Origin of the sequence: Streptomyces mangrovi, from assembly GCF_900114215.1 — a bacterium.
Classification (GTDB): domain Bacteria; phylum Actinomycetota; class Actinomycetes; order Streptomycetales; family Streptomycetaceae; genus Streptomyces; species Streptomyces barkulensis.
In genome coordinates this window covers 1-25,068 of the sequence record NZ_FOSG01000012.1, presented here as the reverse complement: position 1 = coordinate 25,068, position 25,068 = coordinate 1, and the positions used below count along the sequence as shown (strand labels likewise).

Below are 25,068 nucleotides of genomic sequence, written 5' to 3'. Positions count from 1 at the left end.
CCGCCACCGCGTGCGGGCGGCGGGCGGTGTTCAGCGCACCGGGCGGGGCGGGCGCTGACAGCGCGGACAGAAATAGCTGGAGCGGTTCATCCAGGGGCTGCGGCGCATCGGGGCGGCGCAGCGGCGGCAGGGCAGGCCCTCCCGGCCGTAGGCGTCCAGGGAGCGTTCGAAGTAGCCCGACTCCCCGTTGACGTTGACGTAGAGGCTGTCGAAGCTGGTGCCGCCGACGGCGAGGGCCGCGTTCATCACGTCGCGGACGTGGCCGAGGAGTTCGGCGGTGCGCGGGCGGGTGAGGGTGGCGGTGGGGCGGTCGTAGTGCAGCCGGGAGCGCCACAGCGCCTCGTCCGCGTAGATGTTGCCCACCCCGCTGATCAGGGACTGGTCGAGCAGTGCCCGCTTGAGCGTGCTGCGGCGGCGGCGCAGGGCGGCGTGGAAGGCCATCTCGTCGAAGGCCGGGTCCAGCGGATCGCGGGCGATGTGCGCCATGACGTCGGGCAGACCGTCTTCCGTGGTGGCGTGCAGTGACAGTCCGCCGAAGGTGCGCTGGTCGACGAAGCGCAGCTCGGTGCCCGCGTCGTCGGCGAAGCGGACGCGGACGCGCAGGTGCTTCTCGTCGGGGGCGCCCTGGGGCTGGACGAGCAGCTGCCCGCTCATGCCGAGGTGGGCCAGGACGCACTGGCCGGTGTCCTCAAGCGGCAGCCACAGGTACTTGCCGCGGCGCCGGGGCGCGCCGACACGCGCCCCTCTCAGCCGGCCGGTGAAGTCCTCCGCTCCGGCGAGGTGGCGGCGGACCGCGCGGGGGTGCAGCACCTCGGCTCCGGCGATGGTGCGGCCGCCGACCCAGCGCTCGAGTCCGCGCCGGACGACCTCGACCTCGGGCAGCTCTGGCAACGAAGGCTCCTCGTCGACGAAGATCCCGCGTCAGCGGGAGGCGGTGTGGGGTCACTGGTGGAACGACGCGCCCACCCGTCCGGATTCCGGGCGGGTGGGCGAAAGGCGCGGCAAAGCGAGGTCGGGGCCGGTCAGGAGACCTTCTCGGCGGTCTGGCCCTCCCGCTGGTCGGCGGCGGCCCGGATGGCACGCCAGGCGGCCTCCGCCGCCTGCTGCTCGGCCTCCTTCTTGCTGCGGCCGGTGCCGGTGCCGTACGCGACACCACCGACGCGGGCGGCAGCCGTGAAGGTCTTCTCGTGGTCGGGGCCGGTCTCGGTGACCAGATACTCCGGAACCCCCAGCCCCTCGGCCGCGGTCAGTTCCTGGAGGCTGGTCTTCCAGTCGAGTCCGGCGCCGAGGTTGGAGGACTCCTCGATCAGGGGGTCGAAGAGCCGGTGCACCAGCTCGCTGGCCGCCTCCAGCCCCCGGTCGAGGTAGACCGCGCCGATCACGGCCTCCAGGGTGTCGGCGAGGATCGACGCCTTGTCCCGGCCGCCGGTGCCCTCCTCGCCCCGGCCGAGCCGGATGAAGGCGCCCAGATCGAGACCGCGGGCGACTCCCGCCAGCGCGCGGGAGTTGACCACCGCCGCGCGAAGCTTGGCGAGCTGACCCTCGGGCAGGTCGGGGTGGGTGCGGTAAAGGGTGTCGGTGACCACCAGGCCCAGCACGGAGTCCCCCAGGAACTCCAGGCGTTCGTTGGTGGGCAGGCCGCCGTTCTCGTACGCGTAGCTGCGGTGCGTCAGTGCACGCGTCAGAAGGGCGGACTCGAGCTGGTACCCGAGCCGCCCTTCCAGAAGCGTGTGGGACGAGGCCGCGTCCACCAGACCCGCCCTCTGCGCCGTCTCACCCCCGTCGTTGCGGGGGGTGCCTCCGGGCGTAGTGGCGTCTGACATGGAGCCCGTCACCAGCCGATCAGACCTCGAGGACCTGGCGGCGGTTGTAGGTGCCGCAGTTCGGGCACGCGATGTGCTGCTGACGGGGCTCCTGGCAGCGCTCGCACTTCACCAGGGTCGGGACCGCAGCCTTCCACTGCGACCGGCGGTGGCGCGTGTTGCTGCGCGACATCTTCCGCTTCGGAACAGCCACGGCTATTTCTCCTGTGGATCGTCCCCGGCAGTGCGGGGTGCGTTGTCTTCGTCCTTCTCGCCGTCCCGCATGGAGCCGGCGAGTCCTTCGAGAGCCGCCCACCGGATGTCGACGGCCTCGTTGTGGTCGTGCCCGGGGTCGTCCGCGAGCCTCGCCCCACAGCGGGGGCAGAGTCCGGGGCAGTCCTCCTGGCACACCGGCTGCAGCGGCAGTGACAGCACCACCGCGTCGCGCAGCACGGGCTCGAGGTCGAGCAGGTCGCCCTCGAGTTGGAACGTCTCCTCGTCCTCGGCGTCGTCGCCGGTGTCCGCGAAGCGGCTCCGGTCGTCGGCGTCGGGGTAGGAGAACATCTCCTGGAAGTCCGCCTCGCATTCCTGCTCCAGCGGCTCCAGACACCTTACGCACTCCCCCTTCAGCCGCGCACGGGCGGTGCCCGTGACGAGCACCCCTTCCATGACCGACTCCAGGCGGAGGTCGAGCTCCATGGGCGAGCCCTCCGGCACCCCGATGACCTCGATGCCGAGATCCCCGGGAGCCGGGACCGTCCGGGAGAACTCCTTGAGCGCACCCGGACGGCGCCCCAGCTCGCGCGTGTCCAGCACGAGGGGGGAACGATGGTCGAGGGGGGCGTTCAGGGCTTCCTGCTTTCTACGGTCTGACACCGGCTGGCTCCGATTCCTGCGTTCTGGGCAGCCGAACGTCGCGGGCGGACCACGACCGAATGGCCAGGATACTGGACCGGCCGCCCCGGACCCAATCCGGGCCGACCCGGCGGGATGCGGGGCCGGTGGAGTGCCGGGCCGTCGGGCTAGCGGCCCTGCTCGTACTGCCGCAGCTGCTCCATGTCGATCATGCTGGTGTCGAAGAAGCTGGTCTCGTCGAGCGCCGCGGGCTGCTGCGCCTGCTGCGGCTGGTACGCCGACTGCTGCGGGGACTGCTGCTGGTAGGCGTACGGGTCCTGCCGCGGCTGCCCGTACTCCTGCGGATAGCCCTCCTGCGGATAGCCGTAACCGCCCTGCTGCGCCTGCTGCGGCTGGTACGCCGACTGCTGCGGGGACTGCTGCTGGTAGGCGTACGGGTCCTGCCGCGGCTGCCCGTACTCCTGCGGATAGCCCTCCTGCGGATAGCCGTAACCGCCCTGCTGGTAGGTGTAGGGGTCCTGCTGCGACTGCTGGGACTGCGGCTCGTACGCGGGCTGCTGCGGCTGCTGCGCGGGGGCCTGTGGGGCTTGCTGCGCCTGCCGCGGCTCGTGGGAGACGGCGGCGAGGTCCGCGAGGTAGTCGGCGTCGCTCTGCTGCCCGTGCTCGTCCTGGGCGGCCATATGGGCGCCCAGTTCGTCGATGGGCCGGTGGCCGGTGAGCTTCTGCCGGCCGCGCCCGACCGCCTCCAGGGTCTTGGACAGCACCGCCTCGAAGGCCCGGAACTGGGTCTCCACATAGGCGTCGGCGCGCTCCCGCAGCTCGGCGGGGTCGGCGGAGCGCTCCGGGATGTCCTCGCCGCTCTCCTCGCCGTAGGGGCCGGCGCCCGGGTCCCGGCCCAGCAGCTTCTCCCGCCCCCGGTCGACCGAGCCTATGGTCTTGCTGAGGACGACCTCGAAGTTGGCGAGTTTGCTGTCGACGTAGTCGTCGGCCTCGGCCCGGATCCCCTCGGCCTCCTGGCGCGCCTGGGCGAGGATGCGGTCGGCCTCCTCCTGCGCGCGCCGGGCGATCTCGGTGCCGGAGACCAGCGAGCCGCGCTCGGCCTGCGCGGAGTCGATGATCCGCTGGGCCTCCTGCCGGGCCTCGGCGATCATCTGCTCCCGGTCGCCGATCAGCTCCTGGGCCTGGGCGAGCGAGCCGGGCAGCGCCTGCCGCACCTCCTCCAGCATCCCCAGCAGCTCCGCGCGGTTGATCACGCAGGAGGCCGACATGGGCATGGATCGGGCGCCTTCGACCGCCGCGACGATGTCGTCGAGTTTCTGCTGTACGTCCACGGGAGCGACTGTACGGGCAGCGGCCGCCGGTGCGACAGCGGATGCGGGAACCGGTCCGGCACGGGGCCCGCCCGCTCCCCGGAACCGGCCGCGGCCGGGCGGGGCGGGGCGGCCTGATGCGTCAGGAGCGGGACAGCCGCTCTCGCAGGGCCTGGAGCACCTGGGGCGGCACCAGGTGGGAGACGTCGCCGCCCCAGGCCGCGACCTCCTTGACCAGGCTGGAGGAGAGGAAGCTGTAGGTCGGGTTGGTGGGCACGAACAGCGTCTCCACCCCGGACAGTCCGTTGTTCATCTGGGCCATCTGCAGCTCGTAGTCGAAGTCGCTGACCGCCCGCAGGCCCTTGACGATGGCCGGGATGTCACGCTGCTTGCAGAAGTCCACCAGCAGGCCGTGGAAGGCCTCCACGCGCACGTTGCCGTACTCGGCGGTGACCTGGTGGATCAGGTCGATGCGCTCCTCGACGGCGAAAAGGCCCTGCTTGGACTTGTTGATCATCACCGCGACGTACACCTCGTCGTAGAGCCTGGAGGCGCGGGAGATGATGTCGAGGTGTCCGTTGGTGATGGGGTCGAAGGACCCCGGACAGACGGCGCGGCGCACTGGCGTTTCCTCGCTCTCCGTACGGGTCATGACGCGTCGGTGACCTCTTCGGCTTCTTCGGCGGCGCGACCGTACCAGAGCGTCCCCTCGCCGTAGCGGCGGGACCGCAGCCCCTCGAAACCGGCGGGCCAGTGGAATTCGCCGCCCCTGGTGCTCCGTTCCACGGTGGCGAGGGCGCCGCCCGCGAGCCACCCCCGGGCACGGAGTGTGAGAAGGATCTCGCGCAACTCCTCGTCCCCGACGGCGTACGGCGGATCGAGGAACACCACGTCGTACGGCTCTGCGGGGGCCTGCGCGCGCACCGTCTGCTCCGCCCGGCCGGCGTGCACCTCGGCACCGGGCAGGCCGAGGCCGCGGACGTTCCGGCGGATGGTGCGCACGGCCCGGGCGTCGGACTCGACCAGCAGGACGTGGGCCGCGCCGCGCGAGAGGGCCTCCAGGCCGACCGCGCCCGAGCCCCCGTACAGGTCGAGCACCCGCAGACCCGCCAGCGGGCCGAGCAGCGACTCCCAGGTGGAGAACAGCCCCTCGCGCGCCCGGTCGGAGGTCGGGCGGGTGCCCTGGCCGGGCGGCACCGCCAGGCGTCGTCCGCCGGCCGCTCCGGCGATCACGCGGGTCATCGCTTCACCGTCTCCAGGGTGTTCGGGGTCAGGGTGTCCGGGTTCGGGGCGCCCGGGCGGGGCCGGTGTGCCCGGGCGCGGCGGGCCGCCGCCCCACCACGATAGGCGCGCGGCGGACGGACGGCGGATCCGTCCGCTCCCGTCAGCCCTTCTCCAGGTACTCCTCGCGCTCGGCGTCCAGCAGGGCCTCCAGGGCCGCGCGCAGCTCGGGCAGGCGCTCCAGTCCGGGATCGTCGGCGACGATCTGCGTCGCCTTCTCCCGGGCGGCCGCGATGACCTCCTCGTCGTCGATGACGGCGAGCATCCGCAGGGAGGAGCGGGTGCCGGACTGCGCCTGGCCCAGCACATCGCCCTCCCGGCGCTGCTCCAGGTCGATGCGGGACAGCTCGAAGCCGTCCAGCGTCGCGGCGACCGCTCCCAGCCTGGCGCGGGCGGGGCTGCCCTCGGGGGTCTCGCTGACCAGCAGGCACAGTCCCGGCGCGCTGCCTCGCCCGACCCGGCCGCGCAGCTGATGGAGCTGGGAGACGCCGAAGCGGTCCGCGTCCATGATCACCATCACGGTGGCGTTCGGCACGTTCACCCCGACCTCGATGACGGTCGTGGCGACCAGGACGTCCAGCTCGCCCGCGGCGAAGCGGCGCATCACCTCGTCCTTGGCGTCCGGCTGCATCCGGCCGTGCAGCGCGGCCACCCGCAGGCCCTTGAGAGGCCCGTCGGCGAGCTGTCCGGCGACGTCGAGGACGGCCAGCGGCGGGCGGCGCTCGCCTCCGCCGTCGGCGCCCTCGCCGTCGGCGCCTCCCTCGCCGTCCCCACTTCCCGCCCCGGCCCCGCTTTCCGCGCCACGTCCGCCACTCCGCCGGGCGCCCGCGGGCTCCTCCTCGTCGCCGATGCGCGGGCAGACCACGTAGGCCTGGTGTCCGGCCGACACCTCCTCGCGCACCCGCTCCCAGGCGCGGGCGAGGAAGTGGGGCTTCTCGGCGGCGGGTACGACATGGCTGGCGATGGGCGAGCGCCCGGCCGGGAGCTGGTCCAGCACGGAGGTCTCCAGATCACCGAAGACCGTCATGGCGACCGTGCGCGGGATGGGGGTGGCGGTCATCACCAGCAGGTGCGGGGGCTGCTTGCCCTTGGAACGCAGGGCGTCGCGCTGCTCGACGCCGAAGCGGTGCTGCTCGTCGACCACGACCAGGCCCAGGTCGTGGAAGCCCACCTTGTCCTCGATCAGGGCGTGGGTGCCGATGACGATCCCGGCCTCGCCGGTGGCCAGGTCCAGCAGGGCCCGGCGGCGGGCGGCGGCCCCCATCGAGCCGGTGAGCAGCACGACCTTGGTGGCGTGCTCGACACCGCCGAGCATCCCGCCCTCGGCCAGCTCCCCCATCATCTCGGTGATCGAGCGGTGATGCTGCTGGGCCAGCACCTCGGTGGGGGCGAGCATCGCGGCCTGCCCGCCGGCGTCCACCACCGCGAGCATGGCGCGCAGCGCCACCAGCGTCTTGCCGGAACCGACCTCGCCCTGGAGGAGGCGGTGCATGGGGTGCTCGGTGGCCAGGTCGTCGAAGATCTCCCGGCTGACGGCCCGCTGGCCGTCGGTGAGGGTGAAGGGCAGCCGGGCGTCGAAGGCGTCCAGCAGCCCGCCCTCGCGCGGCCTGCGTGCCACGGCCGGCAGCTGGCCCTCGGCCAGGCGGCGGCGGGCCAGCGCGACCTGGAGGACGAACGCCTCGTCCCACTTCAGCCGGGCCCTCGCCAGTTCCACGTCCGCCTTGGTGCGCGGCCGGTGGACCTTCTCCAGCGCCTCCGGCAGCGTCGGCAGGCCGCGTTCGGCGCGCAGGGCGGCGGGCAGCGGATCGGCGACGCCCGCCCAGCCGGTGGCCGGCAGGGAGTCCACGACGGTGGCGACGGCCTTGGCGATCTTCCACGACTCCAGCTGCTTGCACGCCGGGTAGATCGGCATGAGCCTGCCGGCGAAGGCGTCCACCGCCTCCGCCCCGCTGCCCGCGTCCAGCAGCTCGTAGGCGGGGTGGGAGAGCTGGAGCTTCCGGTTGAACACGCCGACCTTGCCCGCGAACATCCCCCGGCGGCCGGGCAGCAGCTCCTTGTGGTGGTGGTGGACGGCCCTGCCGAAGAAGACCAGCCGGAGGCGGCCGCTGCCGTCGGTGAGGGTGACCTCCAGGCGCTTGCCGCGGCCCTGGTTGAAGGTGAGCACCCGGGAGTCGGCGACCTGGGCGACGACGGTGACGTGCTCGTCCAGCGGCAGGTCGGCGAGCCGGGTCAGCTCGCCGCGCTCGGCGTACCGCCGCGGGTAGTGGTGCAGCAGGTCGCCGACGGTGTGCAGGCCGAGATGCTCGGCCATCACCTTCGCGGTGGTGCCGCCGAGCACCTTTCGCAGCGGTTCCGTCAGGGGGTCTTGCGTGTTCTCTTCCAACGCGGGCACGTCCCCCATTGCACACCACGCCGCCGACAGTGCGGGCCGTGCGACCCGCCCGGCCCGCCCGCCGCGCTCACTCCACGCCGATCAGCAGCGGGCCGCTCTGCCGTCCCTCGTGGACGAGTGTGTCGACGGCCAGGTGGTTGCGGCGCACATGGTCCTCCAGGTACTCGGCCAGGTCCCCGGGCGCGCCCGCGCCGACCACCAGGGTCACCAGCTCGCCGCCCGCCGAGAGCATCCGGTCCAGTACGGCCGCGGCCACGTCCGCCGCCTGTGTGCCGATCAGCGCCACGTCCCCCTCGATCAGGCCGAGGACGTCCCCGGCCTGGCAGACGCCCGCGGTGGTCCACGCCTGCCGTTCGGCCACGCACAACTCGCCGTACCGGGTGGCCCCGGCCGCGGATGTCATGGCGACGACGTCCTCGTCGAAGCGGCGGCCGGGCTCGTGCACGGCGAGCGCGGCGATGCCCTGCACCGGGGAGCGGGTGGGGATGATGGCGACCCGCAGCCCCTCGGCGCGGGCCTGTTCGGCGGCCGCGGCGGCGGTGTGCCGCAGTTCGGGGTCGTTGGGCAGCAGGACGGCCTCGGGCGCGCCCGTGCGCAGCAGCGCCTGCGCCAGCTCCCCACTGGCGGGCGGCTCCCCGGGGCGCGCGGTGACGGTGGTGGCGCCCGCCGCGGCGCACAGTTCGGCCAGCCCGTCACCGGGCACCACCGCGACCACGGCACGGTGGGCGGCACGACCGGGGGTGTGCGCGGGCGTACGGCCGACGTGCCGGTCGCCGCTCTGGGCGCCGAAGTGCGTGATCCGGATACGGAAGGGGCGTCCGGCCTCGATCCCGGCCTCCACGGCGGCGCCGGCGTCGTCCACATGGACGTGGACGTTCCACAGTCCGTCGCCGCCGACCACCACCAGGGAGTCGCCCAGGGCGTCGAGCCGGGTGCGCAGGGCGGCCACCGCGTCGTCCCCGGCCTCCAGCAGGTAGACGACCTCGTAGGCCGGGCCGGCCGACTCCCCCGGGGCCGTGCGGCCACCGCCGTCCGGATCCGGGGACGGGTTCATGGGCGGGTTCATGGACGGGTTCATGGGCCGGCCCGGGCCCGGCGTTCCGGAACGCCGGGCGGGCGGGACCTCGGGCCGCTCCCCGCAGAGCGCGGCCACCAGCGCGCCCAGCACGGTGACCAGTCCGTATCCGCCCGCGTCCACCACGCCCGCGCGGGAGAGCACCGGGAGCTGCTCGGGGGTGGCCTCCAGGGCCGCGCGGGCCGCGGCCCAGGCGGCGCGGGCCACCGCGGCGCAGTCCCCGGCGGTGGCCGACGCGGCGTCGGCCGCCGCCGCGGCCACGGTGAGCACGGTGCCCTCCACCGGGTGCGCGACCGCGGCACGCGCCGCGACCGCGGCACGCACCAGGGCGCGCCGCAGCGGTTCCCCGTCGTCCTCACCGCGCCCGCACGTCCCGCCGCTCCCGCCGTCCCCGCCGTTCTCGGCCTCGGCTATCTCCTCGGCCATGCCGCGCAGCAGCTGCGCCAGGATCGTCCCGGAGTTGCCGCGCGCGCCGATCAGCGCGCCGTGCGCCATGGCCCGCACCGCCTGGGCCGCGGTGGGTTCCCCCGCGCAGGCGGCCTCGACGGCCCGGGCGGCGGACTCCGCGGTCAGGTAGAGGTTGGTGCCGGTGTCGGCGTCCGCGACCGGGTAGACGTTGATCGCGTCGATGGTCTCGCGGGCGCGGCCCAGCGCGTCGAGCGTCTGGGCGCTCCACTCCCGTACCGCGGCGGCGTCGAGCGGGTGCGGCACGGACGGGCCTCCTGGGGGCTTGCGGCCGGACGGCCGGGAAGGACATCTGCGACGGGCGAAGGCTAGTGCCCGCCGCGGCCGGGGACGGGGTCGGGGCGGCGGTGCGGGGCCGTGGTAATTTCGTGGTCCGGACGGGGGCGAGGTATGCTTCCCCGGTTGCCCGATCCGCTCGGGCTCTACTCAATTCCCTGGCAGTGCCGGTCATCCTCTGATCCTGCCGACGCCGGGATTTCACTGTAAGTGCATCTGAAGTCTTTGGAGTGACCCGTGGCTGCCAACTGCGACGTCTGCGGCAAGGGGCCGGGCTTCGGCAACAACATCTCGCACTCGCACCGCCGTACGCCCCGCCGTTGGAACCCCAACATCCAGCGGGTGCGTGCGATGGTCGGTCGGACGCCGAAGCGGCTCAACGTCTGCACCTCGTGCATCAAGGCCGGCAAGGTCTCGCGCTGAACGCATGACCTCTCCCCCGCCGTGCGGCGGGGGTGATCCGGTCTCGCGCTGACGCAACGCCCAGCGCGGCCACTTTGCCGGTTGCGCCGGAAGGCCGGTCCACCTCTGGTGGACCGGCCTTCCGGCGTTGCCGTGCGGTGGGCCGGAACGGCCGCTCAGGCCCCCCGCTCAGAGCTCGAACCCTCCTCCGGGGGTCTTGCGCCCCAGCCGCCAGCCGTGGTCCACGGGGCCTATGCCGCCGCCGAGCGCGAAGCCCGCGGCGATGGCGCCCGTCACGTACTCCTTGGCGTCGGCGACCGCCTCCGGGACCGGGCGCCCCTGCGCCAGCCGTGCGGCGATCGCGGCGGCCAGGGTGCAGCCGGTTCCGTGGGTGTGGCGGTTGTCGTGGCGGGGCGCGCGCAGCCAGTGCTCGGCGGCGCCGTCGGTGAGCAGGTCCACCGCGTCCGCCCCGTCCCCGAGGTGGCCGCCCTTGATCAGCGCCCACCGCGGCCCGTACGCCAGCACCGCCTCCGCCGCGCGCGGCAGATCGGCCTCGCGCTCCACCCGTACGCCGGTGAGCTGGGCGACCTCGTCCAGGTTGGGGGTGGCGACGGTGGCCCTGGGCAGCAGTTCGGCGCGCACCGTCTCCAGCGCCTCGGCGGCCAGCAGCGGGTCGCCGTGCTTGGAGACCCCGACGGGATCGACGACCACGGGCGCGGTGAGGCCGTCCAGCAGACCGGCGACGGTCGCGACCAGTTCGGCGGTGGCCAGCATGCCGGTCTTGACCGCCTGCACCCCAATGTCGTCCACGACGCTGCGGAACTGCTGCCGCACCGCCTCGGCGGGCAGTTCCCAGGCGCCCTGCACGCCCAGGGAGTTCTGCGCGGTGACGGCGGTGAGCACGCTCATCCCGTGGGTGCCGAGCGCGAGCATGGTCTTCAGGTCGGCCTGGATGCCCGCCCCGCCGCCGGAGTCGGACCCGGCGACGGTCAGGACGCGCGGTGGTGGTGTACGCATGCCCGCAGCCTAGGCCGCCTCCTCCGTCGGGCGACTCGCGCCCATGTTCACGGCAACCATCGATTGAGTACCCCCCGGCGAGCGACCAGGTTCGCGAGAGCGGCAGCGTCGGCGGGTCAGTCGCCGAAATGGTCCCAGCCGCCCGCCCGGTCCCACGGGGCGCCGTCCACCGTGACCTGCGGCGCGGCGGAGGGGTGGAGCACCTCGCCGATACGGCGCCAGCGCGCGGGGAGTTTGGCGTCCGCGGGGAAGGTGGCGACGATCGCGTGGTCCTCGCCCCCGGTGAGGACCCACTGCAGCGGGTCGATGCCCACCGCCTGCCCGATGTCGGACATCTGGACGGGGACGTCGAGGGCCGACGAGCGGATGTCGATACGGACCTTGCTGCCCTCGGCGATGTGCCCGAGGTCGGCGATGAGCCCGTCGCTGACGTCCGTCATCGCCGTCGCGCCCAGCTCCGCCGCCGCCGGGCCCGCGTGGTAGGGCGGCTCGGGGCGGCGATGGGCCTCGACGAAGGCCCGCGGCGAGCGGAACCCGCGGGCGAGCACCGAGTACCCGGCGGCCGACCAGCCCAGCCAGCCGGTCACCGCGACGACGTCGCCGGGCCGCGCCCCGGAGCGGGTGACCGGCTCGCGTCCGTGCAGGTCGCCCAGCGCGGTGATGGCCACGGTGATGGTCTCGCCGCGCACCACGTCCCCGCCGACCACGGCCGCGCCCGCGACCTGGCACTCGTCGTGGAGGCCGTCCATCAGCTCGGTGGGCCAGGTGGCGGGGAGTTCTGCGGGCACGACGAGGCCGAGCAGCAGCGCGGTGGGCTCGGCTCCCATGGCGGCGATGTCGGCCAGGTTCTGCGCCGCGGCCTTGCGGCCGACGTCGTAGGCGGTGGACCAGTCACGCCGGAAGTGCCGCCCCTCCAGCAGCAGATCGGTGCTGGCCACCACGCACCGGTCGGGCGCGGCGACCACGGCCGCGTCGTCGCCCGGGCCGATCCGTACGGCCGGGGTGGGGGTGATCCGCGAGGTCAGCTCGCGGATCAGTCCGAACTCCCCGAGCTCCCCCACGGTACGGCCGGGGGTCCTGGGGGCGCCCCCGGGGAATCCGGGGGGAGGCTGCCCCCCGGGAGAACTCAGCATCGTCGTGCCCCTCCTTCTGTGCGCTCGAACGGTACCGCCGCGGCCGCCGGTCCGTCCCTCCGCGTCGCCGTCCCGCCGCGCCCGCCCGCGGTACGGGTCTCCCCGGCGGCACGGGCGACGCGGTACCGTGGCGTCCCTTCTTCCCACATGATCCTCGTAGCCGCCCTGGAGGTTCCGTGGTACAGGCGTACATCCTGATCCAGACGGAGGTCGGCAAGGCGTCGTCCGTCGCCGAGGTCGTCGGCGCGATTCCGGGAGTGGTCCGGGCCGAGGACGTGACCGGTCCCTACGACGTGATCGTGCGGGCCGAGGCCGAAACGGTGGACGACCTGGGCCGCATGGTGGTGGCCCGCATCCAGCACGTGGAAGGCATCACCCGCACCCTGACCTGCCCGGTCGTGCATCTGTAGCTCCCCCGTATGCTCGCCCGGTGAGCTTCGCACCCCGCCGGTCCCTGCCGTCCGCCCTCCGTGCGCCCGCCGTCCTGCTCGCCGTGCTCGCCGCGGCGGCGGGCTGTGCGTCCGGCGGCGACCGCCCCGGCCCGCCCGTGCCGAGCCCGACGGGCGAGGCCGCCGGCATCTGCCGCGAGCTGTACGGCGCGCTGCCCGAGGAGGTGGACGGACAGCCCCGGGGCGAGATCGAGCCCGAGACGCGGTTCGCCGCCGTGTGGGGCGATCCCGCGATCGAACTGGGCTGCGGGGTGCCGCGGCCCGAGGTCCTCACGCCCGGCGGTGAACACTACAACCCCGTCTCCGAGTCGGTGGACGTCAACGGGGTCTCCTGGCTGCTGGAGAAGCGGGACGGCGGCCACCGGTTCACCCTCCTCGACCGCGAGGTATTCGTCCGGGTGACCGTCCCCGACGCGTACGCGCCCGAGGTCAACGCCCTGGTGGACCTCGCCGACGCGGTGCGGGAGACGGTCCCGGAGAAGCCGCTGTGACGTCCCGCCGCGTCCGCCCCGGGCCCGCCTTCCCTCCGCGGGTCCGGGCCGGATCCGCACGGGCCGAGCGGCGCGGGCCGGTTCAGCGCAGGCCGGTCGGGCGGCGCAGTGCGGCCCTGATGAGGCGGTCGACCAGCTCCGGGTAGCCGACCCCGCTGGCCTCCCACATCCGCGGGTACATGGAGATGGGCGTGAAGCCGGGCATCGTGTTGATCTCGTTGATGACGAACTCGCCGCTGTCCAGCAGGAAGAAGTCCGCGCGGACCAGGCCCTCGCAGGAGGCCGCCTCGAAGGCGCGCACCGCCAGCTCCTGGACCTCGCGGGTCTGCTCGCCGGTCAGCGGGGCGGGCACCAGCCCTTCGGCGGAGTCGATGTACTTGGCCTCGAAGTCGTAGAAGTCGTGGGCCGTGGCCGGCGGGATCTCGGCCGGCAGGCTGGCGCGCGGGCCGTCCTCGAACTCCAGGACGCCACACTCGATCTCACGGCCGCGCAGCAGCGACTCGACGATGATCTTGGGGTCGTGGCGCCGCGCCTCGGCGATCGCCTCGTCCAGGCCCGCCAGGTCGTCGACCTTGGTGATGCCGAAGGAGGACCCGGCCCGGGCGGGCTTGACGAAGACCGGCCAGCCGTGGTCGGCCGCGAAGTCCACGATCCTCCTGCGCGCGGCCTTCTCGTCCCGCTCCCACTCGCGCGGCCTGACCACCGTGTAGGGCCCGACGGGCAGCCCGAAGGAGGTGAAGACCCGCTTCATGTACTCCTTGTCCATGCCGACCGCCGAGGCCAGCACACCCGACCCGACGTAGGGCACCCCGGCCAGGTCCAGCAGGCCCTGGAGGGTGCCGTCCTCGCCGTACGGGCCGTGCAGCATGGGGAAGACGACGTCGACCTCCCCGAGCACCTTGGGCACCGAGCCCGGCTCGCTGTAGACGACCTCGCGGTTGTCCGGCTCGAAGGGCAGCAGCACGGAGCCGGTGTCGGACTCGGCGAGCTGCTCCACACTCGGCAGGGCGCGGTCGGCGATCGCCATCCGCTCGGGATCGTCGGCGGTCAGCGCCCAGCGGCCGTCGGCGGTGATACCGATGGGCAGGACGTCGTAGGCGCCGCGGTCGATGGCGCGCAGCACGGCGCCCGCAGTGACCACGGAGATCCCGTGCTCGGAGCTGCGGCCACCGAAGACGACGGCGACGCGCGGCCGCCGGCCGGGCGGGGGCGTCTGGGGGCCTGGGGAGAAGGACTGGCTGCTCATATCCGGGCGAGATTACCTGACGTGACGGTGGTGGGCGGTCAGCGGCGCTCGGCCTTGGCGCTGCGCGACATCAGTTCCTTGAGGGCGACCAGCGGCGGCTTGCCGTCGTGGACGATGTCGACGACGGTCTCGGTGATGGGCATGTCGACACCGTGCCGCCGGGCCAGGTCCAGCACCGACTCGCAGGACTTGACGCCCTCGGCGGTCTGCCGGGTCGCCGCGACGGTCTCCGCCAGGGTCATGCCCCTGCCGAGGTTGGTGCCGAAGGTGTGGTTGCGCGACAGCGGCGAGGAGCAGGTGGCGACCAGATCGCCCAGGCCCGCCAGGCCGGCGAAGGTGTGCGCGTCGGCGCCCATGGCCAGGCCGAGCCGGGTGGTCTCGGCCAGACCGCGGGTGATCAGCGAGGCTTTGGCGTTGTCGCCCAGGCCCATGCCGTCGGCGATGCCGACCGCCAGCGCGATGACGTTCTTCACCGCCCCGCCCAGTTCGCAGCCGACGACGTCGGTGTTGGTGTAGGGGCGGAAGTAGGGGGTGTGGCAGGCGGCCTGGAGCCCGCGGGCCACCTCCTCGTCGCGGCAGGCGACGACGGAGGCGGCGGGCTGCCGCTCGGCGATCTCGCGGGCGAGGTTGGGACCGGACAGTACGGCGATCCGGTCCGGGCCGGCCCCGGCGACCTCCTCGATCACCTCGCTCATCCGCTTGGCGGTGCCGAGTTCGACGCCCTTCATCAGGGAGACGAGCACGGTGTCCGGCGGCAGCAGCGGCTTCCAGGCCGAGAGGTTCCCGCGCAGGGTCTGGGAGGGCACGGCCAGCACCGTGAAGTGGGCCCCGGCCGCGGCCTCGGCGGGGTCGGTGGTGGCGCGCACGGCCTCGGGAAGGACGACCCCCGGCAGGTAGTCGGGGTTGGTGCGGGTGGTGTTGACCGCCTCGGCCAGCTCCGCGCGGCGGCCCCACAGGGTCACCTCGCAGCCGGCGTCGGCGAGCACCATCGCGAAGGCGGTGCCCCAGGATCCGGTGCCGTAGACGGCGACTCGCGTCACGCGCTCTCTCCCTCGGCTGCCACCCGGCCGACGGGCTCCTGGCCGACGGCCGCCTCCTCGCCGGCGGCGCGTCCCGCGGGCTCGCCTGCCACGGCCGTCCTCGCACCGGGTTCGCGCCGGCCCCGCGGAAGCATCCGTCGGCGGTCGTAGCGCTGGGCGGGCGCGGGCTCGCCGCGCACCTCGGCCAGCAGCTGCGTGATCGCGTCCATGATGACGCCGGTGACCTCGCGCAGCAGTTCCGCGGTGGGTTCGCGGTCGTAGAACCGCGACAGGTCGACGGGCGGTCCGGCCAGCACCTTCAGCGTTTTGCGCGGGAAGAACCGGATCTTCTTGATCCCCGCGTACGGCGGCACGGCCTCGTTGGCGCCCCACTGCGCGACGGGGATGACGGGCGCCCTGGTGATCAGGGCGACGCGGGCGGCGCCGGTCTTGCCCTCCATCGGCCACATGTCCGGGTCGCGGGTGAGGGTGCCCTCGGGGTAGAACGCCACGCACTCGCCCTTGTCGATCGCCTCGACAGCGGCGCGGAAGGCACTCACGGCGTCGGCGGTCTCGCGGTAGACGGGGATCTGCCCGGTGCCGCGCATCACCGCGCCCACGAACCCACCCTTGAACAGGGAGTTCTTGGCCAGGAAACGGGGGACGCGACCGGTGTTGTACTGGTAGTGGGCGTAGGAGAGCGGATCCAGATAGGAGTTGTGATTCACCACGGTGATGAATCCGCCCTCTTGAGGAATATGCTCCATTCCGCGCCAGTCCCGCTTGAACAGCACCACCAGGGGCGGTTTCGCCAAAACCGCGGCAAAGCGGTACCAGAAGCCGATTCTGCGGCGGGACACCCGGACACCATCTCCTCTTGCCTGCTGCGGCACGCGCCGCCGGGGAACAACCGCACAAGTGTCGCCCCGGGTCGTCGCCCTGTCGAGCACACCGTAACCCCGCGAAGCCCCGGGCGGCTCCGGGGCGGGTGAGAATGGTGCCGATGCACCACGACGAGACGGCGGCGCGGGCCGCGGCGGCCCGGGGGTGGACCCTGGTGGTGCCTCTCAAGCCCCTGGCGCTGGCGAAGAACAGGCTGGCCCCGGCGGTGGGGAGGGGACTGCGGCCCGCACTGGCCCTGGCCTTCGCCCAGGACACCGTCACCGCGGCACTGGCCTGCGCGGCGGTGGGGGGTGTGGTGATCGTCACGGACGATCCGCGCGCGGGGGCGGAACTGGCCGCCCTGGGGGCGCGGATCGTGCCGGACGCGCCGGGCGCCGGGCTGAACGCCGCGCTGGAGCACGGCGAGGCGGCCGTACGGTCAAATCACCCCGGCGCACCGGTGGCCGCGCTCAACGCCGATCTGCCCGCCCTGCGCCCCGCGGAACTGGCCCGGGTGCTGGATGCGGCACGGGCGCACCGCCGGGCCTTCCTGGCCGATGCCGCCGGGGTCGGCACCACGCTGCTCGCCGCGTCCGGCGGCGCGGCACTGGCCCCGGCCTTCGGAGGCGCCTCGCGCGCCCGTCATCTGCGTTCCGGCGCGGCGGAGATCACGCTGTCCGGGGTGGACAGCGTCCGGCGGGACGTGGACACCGGTGAGGATCTGGCCGCGGCACTGGCCCTGGGAGTGGGCCCTCACACGCTCAGAACGTCTGCAGCGTCACCAGCGTGATCCGGCGCCGCCCGCCCTCGGCGCCGGTTCCGGTTCCGGTTCCGGTTCCGGCCGAAGTCTCGGTCTCGGTCTCGATCCGCACCCGCTGGCCCGGGCGCAGCAGCCGCAGGCCCCCCGCGTCGAACGCCTCGGCGTCGAAGGGGAGGGGTGTGCCGTCGTCGAGGAGCACGCTGCCGCTGCGGGTCGCGGGGTCATAGGTGTACGCGGTGGCCTGCATGGCGCCGAGCCTAGACGAGCCGGGCGGACGGGGGGGCGGACGGGCGGACGCCTGCGGCCCGCGGCCCCTGAACGGACCGCGGGCCGGGCTCCGCTGGAGTCCGGCCCGGCGCGGTCACCGCATGTCCGTGTGCCCGGCTCACTTCCTGCGGGTCGCCGCCCTCTTGCGCGCCGAGGTCCTGCGGCCGGGGGCCTTCTTGGCGGGCGCCTTCTTGGCGACGGCCTTTCCGGCGCTCTTCTTTCCGGCCGTCTTCTTGGCGGTGGACTTCTTCGCCGCCGCCTTCTTCGCCGGGGTGGCCTTGGCCGTCGTCTTCTTGGCGGTGGACTTCTTCGCCGCGGTCTTCTTCGCGGCGGCCTTCTTCGCCGGAGCCGACTTCTTGGCGGCGGCCTTCTTGGCGGCCGCCTTGCGGGTGGTGGCGCCGGCTCCGCCCGAGAGGCTGCCCTTGGGTGCCTTCTTCACGGCCACCTCGCCGCCCTTGGGGAGTTTCTTGGCGCCGCTGACCAGGTCCTTGAAGCCCTGGCCGGCGCGGAAACGCGGAACGGAGGTCTTCTTGACCCTGACGCGCTCGCCGGTCTGCGGGTTGCGGGCGTAGCGGGCCGGGCGCTCGACCTTCTCGAACGAGCCGAAACCGGTGACCGAGACCCGGTCGCCGGCGACGACCGCACGGACGATCGCGTCCAGCACCACATCGACCGCGTCGGCGGCCTGCTGCCGTCCGCCGAGCTTGTCGGCAATTGCTTCAACGAGCTGCGCCTTGTTCACGTCTTCCCCTTCGGAGGCATTGCCGGAACGAATCTGTCCAAGCTTTTTCGCACGTTAGGCAGATATTTACCGCAAATCAAACGCGAAACGTGCGAATCACCCTTGTGTCGCAACGAAATAGACCATCACGCACTTCGGTCCGCGCGCCGGTCCTCCCGTTCTCCGGGGAGGAGGCCGTCGCCGGTCCCGATGTCCTCCATCAGCCGGTCCAGCCGGCGTGCCGCACCGGCCAGGTCGTGCTTCGCGGCGGCCGTGACGGCGAGGAGCCTGCGGGCGAGCGCCGCCCGTACGTCATCGGGCACTTGCATCGCACGCACCATGGTGTGCGCGTCCTTCAGCCGGTCGGCGACGAGGTCGTAGAGGGGAAGTTGGCCGTCGCTGTCCATGCACCGATTGTGCCATTGGGGGTGAGTTGTCGCCCCGGCCGGCCCCAACACGCCGCGGGCGGACCCGTACGGGTGAGGCAACCGTGCGCGGCGGCAGGGCACTTGGCCCTTTCTTCCCTTCCCCCCTTCCTCCCCTTCCCCCCGTACGTCCGCCCGTACGCCGGAGCGCCCCCGGCTCGTGGAGCCGGGGGCGCTCGAAGGGGTGCGCGTACGTCCGCCGCGGCGGGCGGTCGCCGAAGTGCCGGTCGTCAGACGGTGAGCGTCCGCGGTTTGAAGGAGGGACGCTTCGCCTCGTACGCGGCGATGTCCTCCTCGTGGCGCAGGGTGATGCTGATGTCGTCCAGCCCCTCCAGCAGCCGCCAGCGGGCGTTCTCGTCCAGTTCGAAGTCCGCCTCGACGCCGGGCGCTGTGACCTTGCGGGCCACCAGGTCGACGGTGATCTCGACCGTCGGGTCGGCCTCCGTCAGCTCCCACAGCGCGTCCACGGTTCGCTGCGGCAGGACGACGGTCAGCAGACCGTTCTTCAGCGAGTTGCCGCGGAAGATGTCGGCGAAGCGGGAGGAGATCACGGTCTTGAAGCCGTAGTTCTGCAGCGCCCAGACGGCGTGCTCGCGCGAGGAGCCGGTGCCGAAGTCGGGCCCGGCCACCAGCACGGTGGCGCCCTGCCGCTCCGGCCGGTTGAGGATGAACTCCTCGTCCTTGCGCCAGGCCTCGAACAGACCGTCCTCGAAGCCGTCGCGGGTGACCTTCTTCAGCCAGTGCGCGGGGATGATCTGGTCGGTGTCGACGTTGGAGCGGCGCAGCGGGACGGCGCGGCCGGTGTGGGTGGTGAAGGCTTCCATGGCTTTTCCTCAGACTCCCGCGGGCTCGCGTACATCGGACAGGTCGGCGGGCGAGGCCAGATGGCCCAGGACCGCGGTGGCGGCGGCCACCTGCGGGGAGACCAGATGGGTACGGCCACCCTTGCCCTGCCTGCCCTCGAAGTTGCGGTTGGAGGTGGACGCGGAGCGCTCACCGGGCTTGAGCTGGTCGGGGTTCATGCCCAGGCACATCGAGCAGCCCGCGTGCCGCCACTCGGCGCCGGCCTCGGTGAACACCTTGTCCAGGCCCTCCTCGACGGCCTGCAGCGCCACCCGTACCGAGCCGGGCACCACCAGCATCCGCACCCCGTCGGCGACCTTCCGGCCCCGGAGCAGGGCGGCTGCCGCGCGCAGGTCCTCGATACGGCCGTTGGTGCACGAGCCGACGAACACGGTGTCCACGGCGATCTCGCGCAGCGGCTGCCCGGCGGTCAGGCCCATGTACTTCAGCGCGTTCTCGGCGGCCAGCTTCTCGCTGGGGTCGGTGAAGGACGCCGGGTCCGGCACGCTCGCGCTCAGCGGCGCGCCCTGGCCGGGGTTGGTGCCCCAGGTCACGAACGGCGCCAGCTCGGACGCCTCGATGACCACCTCGTGGTCGAAGACGGCGCCGGAGTCGGTGCGCAGGGTGCGCCAGTACTCCACGGCCGCGTCCCAGTCGGCGCCCTTGGGCGCGTGCTCGCGCCCCTCCAGATAGGCGAAGGTGGTGTCGTCCGGAGCGATCATGCCCGCGCGGGCGCCGGCCTCGATGGACATGTTGCAGATGGTCATCCGCGCCTCCATCGACAGCTTCTCGATGGCCTCGCCGCGGTACTCGATCACATAGCCCTGTCCGCCGCCGGTGCCGATCCGGGCGATGATCGCCAGGATCAGGTCCTTGGCCGTCACCCCCTCGGGCAGCTCGCCGTTGACCGTGACCGCCATGGTCCTGAAGGGCGCCATCGGCAGGGTCTGGGTGGCCAGCACGTGCTCGACCTGGCTGGTGCCGATGCCGAACGCCAGCGCGCCGAAGGCGCCGTGCGTGGAGGTGTGGCTGTCGCCGCAGACCACCGTCATGCCCGGCTGGGTCAGCCCCAGCTGCGGCCCCACGACGTGGACGACGCCCTGCTCGACGTCGCCCAGCGGGTGCAGCCGCACTCCGAACTCCGCGCAGTTCTTGCGCAGCGTCTCCAGCTGGGTGCGCGAGACGGGGTCGGCGATGGGCTTGTCGATGTCGAGGGTGGGGGTGTTGTGGTCCTCGGTGGCGATGGTGAGGTCGGTGCGCCGCACCCGGCGCCCGTTCTTGCGCAGCCCGTCGAACGCCTGGGGGCTGGTGACCTCGTGCAGCAGGTGCAGGTCGATGAAGAGGAGGTCGGGCTCGCCTTCCGCGCGCCGGACGACGTGGTCGTCCCAGACCTTCTCCGCGAGTGTCCGTCCCATCGCTTTCCCTCCGACCGGCCGCACTGCCGGCCTCGTCTCGACATCCGTGCCGCCGCCTCCGCAAGGGCGGGGTGGCGACTGTCACCCCAGCTTGGCGGGTTCACGGGGAAAAGGAACTTGCGTTTCGTAATGTGAGACGCGAATATCGTTGCATGGACAACTCTAGCGGCGTCGGCGTACTCGACAAGGCGGCTCTGGTATTGAGCGCTCTGGAGTCCGGTCCGGCCACCCTCGCCGGGCTGGTCGGAGCGACCGGGCTCGCGCGCCCCACGGCGCACCGGCTCGCGGTGGCACTGGAACACCACCGCTTCGTGGCCCGCGACATGCAGGGCCGTTTCATCCTGGGTCCGCGGCTGGCCGAGCTGGCCGCCGCCGCGGGCGAGGACAGGCTGCTCGCCTCGGCGGGCCCGGTGCTCACGCACCTGCGCGACATCACCGGGGAGAGCGCCCAGCTCTACCGCCGCCAGGGGGACATGCGGATCTGCGTCGCCGCGGCGGAACGGCTGTCCGGACTGCGGGACACAGTGCCGGTCGGCTCCACCCTCCCGATGAAGGCCGGCTCGGCGGCCCAGATCCTGATGGCCTGGGAGGAGCCGGAGCGGCTGCACCGAGGGCTGCAGGGCGCCCGTTTCACGGCGACGGCCCTCTCGGGAGTGCGGCGGCGTGGCTGGGCCCAGTCCATCGGCGAGCGCGAGCCCGGCGTCGCCTCGGTCTCGGCGCCGGTACGCGGCCCGTCCAACCGCGTGGTGGCGGCGGTGTCGGTCTCGGGCCCGATCGAGCGCCTGACCCGCCACCCGGGCCGGATGCACGCCCAGGCGATCGTGGAGGCGGCCGGCCGCCTCACCGAGGCGCTGCGCCGCAACGGCGGCTGAAACGCCCCGCCGATGCGCCTGCCGCGATGACCGCGCGGACGCACCGGCGAAGCAACGAGGAGGGGCCCTCCGCCGAAGCGGAGGGCCCCTCCTCGTTCTTGTACCCCCGACCGGATTCGAACCGGCGCTACCGCCTTGAGAGGGCGGCGTGCTAGGCCGCTACACAACGGGGGCCCAGCAGCGGTCCCGAAGGACCGCGAGTACCCCCGACCGGATTCGAACCGGCGCTACCGCCTTGAGAGGGCGGCGTGCTAGGCCGCTACACAACGGGGGCCTGGATCTTGCTGGGAAGATCACGCTGGGGTACCAGGACTCGAACCTAGACTAACTGAACCAGAATCAGTCGTGCTGCCAATTACACCATACCCCACCGGAACTCAAGCTCTTGTGGAACTTTTGTCCTGGTGACCGCCTTGCGTCTCCGGCCTTTCGGCCCGTTCCGCCTGGCGACGGGAAGAACATTACCCGATCGAAGCCCGTGCTCCAAAACGAGTTCCCGCCGGGTCGCCGGCGGCCGGAGACACCCGCCGCGGACACCGTTCCCGCACGCGACGTGACCACGACGGGTGAAGGATCGGGGCCCCCGGGGTCCGCCCTACGAGCCCGGAGAGGCCGGGAGCAGAGCTCCCGGCCTCTCCCACAGGGTTTTCCACGCCCCTCGTCGACGGCTCACGCCTGCGCGGCGGCCTCCAGCTTGGCCAGGGCGGTGTCCACGCGGGCCAGGGTGCGCTCCCGGCCCAGGACCTCCAGGGACTCGAACAGGGGCAGGCCGACGGTGCGGCCGGTGACGGCGACGCGGACCGGGGCCTGGGCCTTGCCGAGCTTGAGCCCGTGCTCCTCGCCGGCGGCCAGGACGGCCGCCTTGAGTGCCTCGGCGTTCCACTCCGCCTCGGTCAGCTTGGCCCGCGCGGTGCGCAGCAGGGCGTCCGCGCCGGGCTTCATGGCCTTGGTCCAGGCCGCCTCGTCCTCGACCGGCTCGTCCAGGAAGAGGAAGTCGACGTTGGCGGTGATGTCGGACAGGACCGTCAGACGGGTCTGGGCCAGGGGCGCGAGCGCTTCGAAGGCGGCGCGGTCGAAGTTCTCGGGCGCCCAGGGCGCGTGCGGGGCGGTCAGCCACGGCTCGCAGCGGGCGACGAACTCCTTGGTGTCCAGGTCCCGGATGTGGACGGCGTTGATGGCCTCGCACTTCTTGATGTCGAAGCGCGCCGGGTTGGCGTTGACCTCGCCGATCTCGAAGGCGGCGACCATCTCCTCCAGCGAGAAGATGTCCCGGTCCTCGGCGATCGACCAGCCCAGCAGGGCCAGGTAGTTGAGCAGGCCCTCGGGGAGGAAGCCGCGCTCGCGGTAGAGGTTGAGCGAGGACTGCGGGTCGCGCTTGGAGAGCTTCTTGTTGCCCTCCCCCATCACATACGGCAGGTGCCCGAACTCAGGCGTGCTCCCGTTGCCGACGCCGATCTCCGCCAGCGCCCGGTACAGCGCGATCTGGCGGGGGGTGGAGGAGAGCAGGTCCTCGCCGCGCAGGACGTGGGTGATCTCCATCAGGGCGTCGTCGACCGGGTTGACCAGCGTGTACAGCGGGGCGCCGTTGGCGCGGACGATGCCGTAGTCGGTGACGTTCTCCGGGGCGAAGGTCAGCTCGCCGCGTACCAGGTCGGTGAAGGTGATCGCCTCGTCCGGCATCCGGAAGCGGACGATGGAGGCGCGGCCTCCGGCCTCGTACTCGGCCTTGCGCTCCTCGCTGAGGGTGCGGCACTTGCCGTCGTAGCCGGAGGGCTTCCCGGCCTTGCGTGCGGCCTCGCGCCGCTCCTCCAGCTCCTCGGCGGTGCAGTAGCAGCGGTAGGCGTGGCCGGCCTCCATCAGTTTCCGCGCGACGTCGGCGTAGATGTCCAGGCGCTGCGACTGGCGGTAGGGGGCGTGCGGGCCGCCGCCCGTGCCGGAGGCGCTGTCGAACGCCGCGGGGCCCTCGTCCCAGGACAGACCCAGCCAGCGCATCGAGTCCAGCAGCAGTTCGTAGGACTCCTCGGAGTCGCGGGCCGCGTCGGTGTCCTCGATGCGGAAGACCAGGGTGCCGCCGTGGTGCCGGGCGAACGCCCAGTTGAACAGGGCGGTGCGGACCAGGCCCACATGTGGGTTGCCGGTCGGCGAGGGACAGAACCGTACGCGTACGTCAGATGCGCTAGCCACGCTTGATCACCTTGTTGGTGAGAGTGCCGATGCCTTCGATGGTGACGGCGACCTCGTCGCCGACGTTGATGGGGCCGACGCCCGCCGGGGTGCCGGTGAGGATGACGTCCCCGGGGAGCAGTGTCATCGCCTCGGTGATGTGGACGACCAGGTCCTCCACCGAGCGCACCATCTGGCCGGTGCGGCCGAGCTGCCGCTGCTCGCCGTTGACGGTGCACATGACGGCCAGGTCCGCCGGGTCGACGTCGGTGACCACCCACGGGCCCAGCGGGCAGGAGCTGTCGAAGCCCTTGGCCCGGGCCCACTGGGACTCGGTGCGCTGGACGTCACGGGCGGTGACGTCGTTGGCGCAGGTGTAGCCGAGGATCACGTCCGCCACCCGCTCCCGGGGCACCTGGCTGCACATCCGGCCGATGACCACGGCCAGCTCGGCCTCGTGGTGCACCTCGTGGGAGAAGGAGGGGTAGACGATCGGGTCGCCGGGGCCGATCACCGAGGTGGAGGGCTTGAAGAACGCGACCGGCACCTCGGGGACCTCGCCGCCCATCTCCGCCGCGTGCTCGGCGTAGTTGCGCCCGATGGCCACCACCTTGTTCGGGAGCACGGGCGGCAGCAGCCGCACCTTGTCCAGGGGGACCCTCTTGCCCGAGCGCTCGAACTCGGCGAAGGGGTGGCCCTTGATGATGTCGAGGACAGGGCCGTCGCCACTGCCGGCGTCCCCTTCCACGACTCCGAACGCGACGTTGCCGTCGATGGAGAATCTGGCGATGCGCACGGGTGGTGCTGCCCCTCGTTGATCGCGGGTGGGAGATGACACTCAAGGGTAAGCCCCGCACACTCGCGGTGTGCGGGGCCCTGCCGTGCGCATGTGTGGAGGTGTCGCTCCCGGGTAGCGTGGGAAGCGGGGAGGAGACTCTTTTGACCGCCCGGCGCAGAGATGTTCAGCGCAGGCGTGCCATGAGCGCGTGCTCGACCAGCGTGATCAGCGCGCTCTTCGCCTCCGCCCGGTGCCGCGCGTCGGTGGTGATGATCGGCGCGTCCGGACCGATCTGCAGCGCCTCGCGCACCTCGTCCGGCGTGTACGGCTGATGCCCGTCGAACCCGTTCAGCGCGATCACGAACGGCAGACCCGAGTTCTCGAAGTAGTCCACCGCCGGGAAGCAGTCCGCCAGTCGGCGGGTGTCCACCAGCACCACCGCGCCGATCGCGCCGCGTACCAGATCGTCCCACATGAACCAGAACCGGTCCTGGCCCGGCGTACCGAACAGGTACAGGATCAGGTCCTGGTCCAGCGTGATACGGCCGAAGTCCATCGCCACCGTGGTGGTGGTCTTGTCTGCGGTGTGCGTCAGGTCGTCGATCCCGGCGGACGCGGCGGTCATCACGGCTTCGGTGCGCAGCGGGTTGATCTCCGACACGGCGCCCACGAAGGTCGTCTTGCCCACGCCGAACCCGCCCGCCACCACGATCTTCGCGGAGGTGGTGG

27 protein-coding genes and 3 tRNA genes are annotated in these 25,068 nt (G+C 72.7%); 5 read left to right on the top strand and 25 right to left on the bottom strand.

Translation table 11 applies throughout. The features are described 5' to 3' along the window. Positions 1 to 30 precede the first annotated feature (30 nt). The 9 genes from mutM to BM237_RS17540 form a co-directional block, all read right to left on the bottom strand. Positions 31 to 891, bottom strand: coding sequence for a bifunctional DNA-formamidopyrimidine glycosylase/DNA-(apurinic or apyrimidinic site) lyase (gene mutM / locus BM237_RS17580; RefSeq protein ID WP_093850643.1), 861 nt, complete (start codon positions 889 to 891; stop codon positions 31 to 33). A 131-nt stretch (positions 892 to 1,022) separates the two neighbouring features. Next, positions 1,023 to 1,823, bottom strand: coding sequence for a ribonuclease III (gene rnc / locus BM237_RS17575; protein WP_175541046.1), 801 nt, complete (start codon positions 1,821 to 1,823; stop codon positions 1,023 to 1,025). Between the two features lie 19 nt (positions 1,824 to 1,842). Next, positions 1,843 to 2,016: a 50S ribosomal protein L32 gene (gene rpmF, locus BM237_RS17570; protein ID WP_031508259.1), complete on the bottom strand. Its 174-nt coding sequence runs from the start codon at positions 2,014 to 2,016 to the stop codon at positions 1,843 to 1,845. 2 nt (positions 2,017 to 2,018) lie between these two features. Beyond that, the gene (locus BM237_RS17565) at positions 2,019 to 2,678 is read right to left on the bottom strand and encodes a YceD family protein (protein WP_093850642.1); all 660 of its coding nucleotides are present in this window, start codon (positions 2,676 to 2,678) and stop codon (positions 2,019 to 2,021) included. A gap of 146 nt (positions 2,679 to 2,824) precedes the next feature. Continuing rightward, the gene (locus tag BM237_RS17560) at positions 2,825 to 3,988 is read right to left on the bottom strand and encodes a cell division initiation protein (protein WP_093850641.1); all 1,164 of its coding nucleotides are present in this window, start codon (positions 3,986 to 3,988) and stop codon (positions 2,825 to 2,827) included. Between the two features lie 121 nt (positions 3,989 to 4,109). Further along, positions 4,110 to 4,589: a pantetheine-phosphate adenylyltransferase gene (gene coaD, locus BM237_RS17555; protein WP_217655886.1), complete on the bottom strand. Its 480-nt coding sequence runs from the start codon at positions 4,587 to 4,589 to the stop codon at positions 4,110 to 4,112. Between the two features lie 26 nt (positions 4,590 to 4,615). Then, positions 4,616 to 5,209: a 16S rRNA (guanine(966)-N(2))-methyltransferase RsmD gene (gene rsmD / locus BM237_RS17550; protein WP_093850639.1), complete on the bottom strand. Its 594-nt coding sequence runs from the start codon at positions 5,207 to 5,209 to the stop codon at positions 4,616 to 4,618. A 142-nt stretch (positions 5,210 to 5,351) separates the two neighbouring features. Next, positions 5,352 to 7,649, bottom strand: coding sequence for an ATP-dependent DNA helicase RecG (gene recG / locus BM237_RS17545; protein WP_093850638.1), 2,298 nt, complete (start codon positions 7,647 to 7,649; stop codon positions 5,352 to 5,354). A gap of 58 nt (positions 7,650 to 7,707) precedes the next feature. Further along, positions 7,708 to 9,426: a DAK2 domain-containing protein gene (locus BM237_RS17540; protein ID WP_093850637.1), complete on the bottom strand. Its 1,719-nt coding sequence runs from the start codon at positions 9,424 to 9,426 to the stop codon at positions 7,708 to 7,710. A 267-nt stretch (positions 9,427 to 9,693) separates the two neighbouring features. Between BM237_RS17540 and rpmB the strand changes: the two genes are divergently transcribed. Further along, positions 9,694 to 9,879 carry a 50S ribosomal protein L28 gene (rpmB, locus tag BM237_RS17535; RefSeq protein WP_031508248.1) on the top strand — a complete coding sequence of 62 codons (186 nt, stop codon included), beginning with the start codon at positions 9,694 to 9,696 and terminating at the stop codon, positions 9,877 to 9,879. Between the two features lie 168 nt (positions 9,880 to 10,047). Here rpmB and thiD read toward each other — a convergent pair whose 3' ends face one another. Both thiD and BM237_RS17525 read right to left on the bottom strand, forming a co-directional pair. Beyond that, the gene (thiD, locus tag BM237_RS17530; protein WP_093850636.1) at positions 10,048 to 10,875 is read right to left on the bottom strand and encodes a bifunctional hydroxymethylpyrimidine kinase/phosphomethylpyrimidine kinase; all 828 of its coding nucleotides are present in this window, start codon (positions 10,873 to 10,875) and stop codon (positions 10,048 to 10,050) included. Positions 10,876 to 10,991: 116 nt separating this feature from the next. Beyond that, the gene (locus BM237_RS17525) at positions 10,992 to 11,936 is read right to left on the bottom strand and encodes a thiamine-phosphate kinase (RefSeq protein ID WP_245793723.1); all 945 of its coding nucleotides are present in this window, start codon (positions 11,934 to 11,936) and stop codon (positions 10,992 to 10,994) included. A gap of 248 nt (positions 11,937 to 12,184) precedes the next feature. Between BM237_RS17525 and BM237_RS17520 the strand changes: the two genes are divergently transcribed. Next, on the top strand, positions 12,185 to 12,418 hold the full coding sequence (locus tag BM237_RS17520) for an Lrp/AsnC family transcriptional regulator (RefSeq protein WP_093850634.1): 234 nt from the start codon (positions 12,185 to 12,187) through the stop codon (positions 12,416 to 12,418). A 20-nt stretch (positions 12,419 to 12,438) separates the two neighbouring features. Then, positions 12,439 to 12,948, top strand: a complete 510-nt coding sequence (locus BM237_RS17515; protein ID WP_175541045.1) for a DUF3515 domain-containing protein — start codon at positions 12,439 to 12,441, stop codon at positions 12,946 to 12,948. Between the two features lie 82 nt (positions 12,949 to 13,030). Here the strand turns inward: BM237_RS17515 and BM237_RS17510 are convergent, their stop codons facing one another. From BM237_RS17510 to BM237_RS17500, 3 genes are read right to left on the bottom strand one after another with little or no spacing between them, the layout of a single operon-like run. Further along, positions 13,031 to 14,194, bottom strand: coding sequence for a D-alanine--D-alanine ligase family protein (locus BM237_RS17510; protein ID WP_093850632.1), 1,164 nt, complete (start codon positions 14,192 to 14,194; stop codon positions 13,031 to 13,033). Between the two features lie 38 nt (positions 14,195 to 14,232). Next, positions 14,233 to 15,234 carry an NAD(P)H-dependent glycerol-3-phosphate dehydrogenase gene (locus BM237_RS17505; RefSeq protein ID WP_093850631.1) on the bottom strand — a complete coding sequence of 334 codons (1,002 nt, stop codon included), beginning with the start codon at positions 15,232 to 15,234 and terminating at the stop codon, positions 14,233 to 14,235. Continuing rightward, positions 15,231 to 16,073: a lysophospholipid acyltransferase family protein gene (locus tag BM237_RS17500; RefSeq protein ID WP_093850630.1), complete on the bottom strand. Its 843-nt coding sequence runs from the start codon at positions 16,071 to 16,073 to the stop codon at positions 15,231 to 15,233. The genes BM237_RS17505 and BM237_RS17500 overlap by 4 nt, the downstream gene beginning before the upstream one ends. Before the next feature lie 143 nt (positions 16,074 to 16,216). Here BM237_RS17500 and cofC point away from each other — a divergent pair, with 143 nt between their 5' ends. Next, positions 16,217 to 16,885 (top strand): 2-phospho-L-lactate guanylyltransferase, encoded by a 669-nt coding sequence (gene cofC / locus BM237_RS17495; protein ID WP_093850747.1) that lies wholly within the window; start codon positions 16,217 to 16,219, stop codon positions 16,883 to 16,885. On the opposite strand, the gene BM237_RS17490 is transcribed toward cofC, so the two are convergent. From BM237_RS17490 to leuC, 5 genes are all read right to left on the bottom strand, one after another. After that, positions 16,857 to 17,102, bottom strand: coding sequence for a hypothetical protein (locus tag BM237_RS17490; protein WP_093850629.1), 246 nt, complete (start codon positions 17,100 to 17,102; stop codon positions 16,857 to 16,859). The two genes, cofC and BM237_RS17490, sit on opposite strands and share 29 nt — an antisense overlap. A 138-nt stretch (positions 17,103 to 17,240) precedes the next feature. Continuing rightward, entirely contained in the window at positions 17,241 to 17,864 is a 624-nt protein-coding gene (locus BM237_RS17485; protein ID WP_093850628.1) for an HU family DNA-binding protein, read from the bottom strand. A gap of 125 nt (positions 17,865 to 17,989) precedes the next feature. Further along, entirely contained in the window at positions 17,990 to 18,250 is a 261-nt protein-coding gene (locus BM237_RS17480; RefSeq protein ID WP_093850627.1) for an SCO5555 family protein, read from the bottom strand. Between the two features lie 248 nt (positions 18,251 to 18,498). After that, positions 18,499 to 19,092: a 3-isopropylmalate dehydratase small subunit gene (gene leuD / locus BM237_RS17475; protein ID WP_093850626.1), complete on the bottom strand. Its 594-nt coding sequence runs from the start codon at positions 19,090 to 19,092 to the stop codon at positions 18,499 to 18,501. A gap of 9 nt (positions 19,093 to 19,101) precedes the next feature. Next, positions 19,102 to 20,526 carry a 3-isopropylmalate dehydratase large subunit gene (gene leuC, locus BM237_RS17470; RefSeq protein WP_093850625.1) on the bottom strand — a complete coding sequence of 475 codons (1,425 nt, stop codon included), beginning with the start codon at positions 20,524 to 20,526 and terminating at the stop codon, positions 19,102 to 19,104. 152 nt (positions 20,527 to 20,678) lie between these two features. On the opposite strand from leuC, the gene ndgR reads away from it, so the two are divergent. Beyond that, positions 20,679 to 21,398, top strand: coding sequence for an IclR family transcriptional regulator NdgR (gene ndgR, locus BM237_RS17465; protein WP_093850624.1), 720 nt, complete (start codon positions 20,679 to 20,681; stop codon positions 21,396 to 21,398). A 101-nt stretch (positions 21,399 to 21,499) separates the two neighbouring features. Here ndgR and BM237_RS17460 read toward each other — a convergent pair. The 6 genes from BM237_RS17460 to BM237_RS17435 all read right to left on the bottom strand — a co-directional run. Further along, positions 21,500 to 21,572 (bottom strand) — tRNA-Glu (locus BM237_RS17460). Between the two features lie 27 nt (positions 21,573 to 21,599). Beyond that, positions 21,600 to 21,672 (bottom strand) — tRNA-Glu (locus BM237_RS17455). 24 nt (positions 21,673 to 21,696) lie between these two features. Further along, positions 21,697 to 21,768, bottom strand: a tRNA-Gln gene (locus tag BM237_RS17450). A 299-nt stretch (positions 21,769 to 22,067) separates the two neighbouring features. Next, complete coding sequence (gltX, locus tag BM237_RS17445; RefSeq protein WP_093850623.1) at positions 22,068 to 23,582, bottom strand: glutamate--tRNA ligase; 1,515 nt, start codon at positions 23,580 to 23,582, stop codon at positions 22,068 to 22,070. Then, positions 23,575 to 24,357 (bottom strand): fumarylacetoacetate hydrolase family protein, encoded by a 783-nt coding sequence (locus tag BM237_RS17440; protein WP_093850622.1) that lies wholly within the window; start codon positions 24,355 to 24,357, stop codon positions 23,575 to 23,577. Before BM237_RS17440 ends, gltX begins: the two co-directional genes overlap by 8 nt. 166 nt (positions 24,358 to 24,523) lie before the next feature. Continuing rightward, on the bottom strand, positions 24,524 to 25,068 hold a 545-nt coding region (locus tag BM237_RS17435; protein WP_101254505.1), incomplete at its 5' end, for a GTP-binding protein.

Bases quoted from the DNA above. Each gene is read 5' to 3' on its own strand.
- rnc (WP_175541046.1), bottom strand. From the start codon at position 1,823: ATGTCAGACGCCACTACGCCCGGAGGCACCCCCCGCAACGACGGGGGT.
- rsmD (WP_093850639.1), bottom strand. From the start codon at position 5,209: ATGACCCGCGTGATCGCCGGAGCGGCCGGCGGACGACGCCTGGCGGTG.
- recG (WP_093850638.1), bottom strand. From the start codon at position 7,649: ATGGGGGACGTGCCCGCGTTGGAAGAGAACACGCAAGACCCCCTGACG.
- thiD (WP_093850636.1), bottom strand. From the start codon at position 10,875: ATGCGTACACCACCACCGCGCGTCCTGACCGTCGCCGGGTCCGACTCC.
- BM237_RS17510 (WP_093850632.1), bottom strand. From the start codon at position 14,194: ATGAGCAGCCAGTCCTTCTCCCCAGGCCCCCAGACGCCCCCGCCCGGC.
- cofC (WP_093850747.1), top strand. From the start codon at position 16,217: ATGCACCACGACGAGACGGCGGCGCGGGCCGCGGCGGCCCGGGGGTGG.
- BM237_RS17490 (WP_093850629.1), bottom strand. From the start codon at position 17,102: ATGCAGGCCACCGCGTACACCTATGACCCCGCGACCCGCAGCGGCAGC.
- BM237_RS17480 (WP_093850627.1), bottom strand. From the start codon at position 18,250: ATGGACAGCGACGGCCAACTTCCCCTCTACGACCTCGTCGCCGACCGG.
- leuD (WP_093850626.1), bottom strand. From the start codon at position 19,092: ATGGAAGCCTTCACCACCCACACCGGCCGCGCCGTCCCGCTGCGCCGC.
- leuC (WP_093850625.1), bottom strand. From the start codon at position 20,526: ATGGGACGGACACTCGCGGAGAAGGTCTGGGACGACCACGTCGTCCGG.
- ndgR (WP_093850624.1), top strand. From the start codon at position 20,679: ATGGACAACTCTAGCGGCGTCGGCGTACTCGACAAGGCGGCTCTGGTA.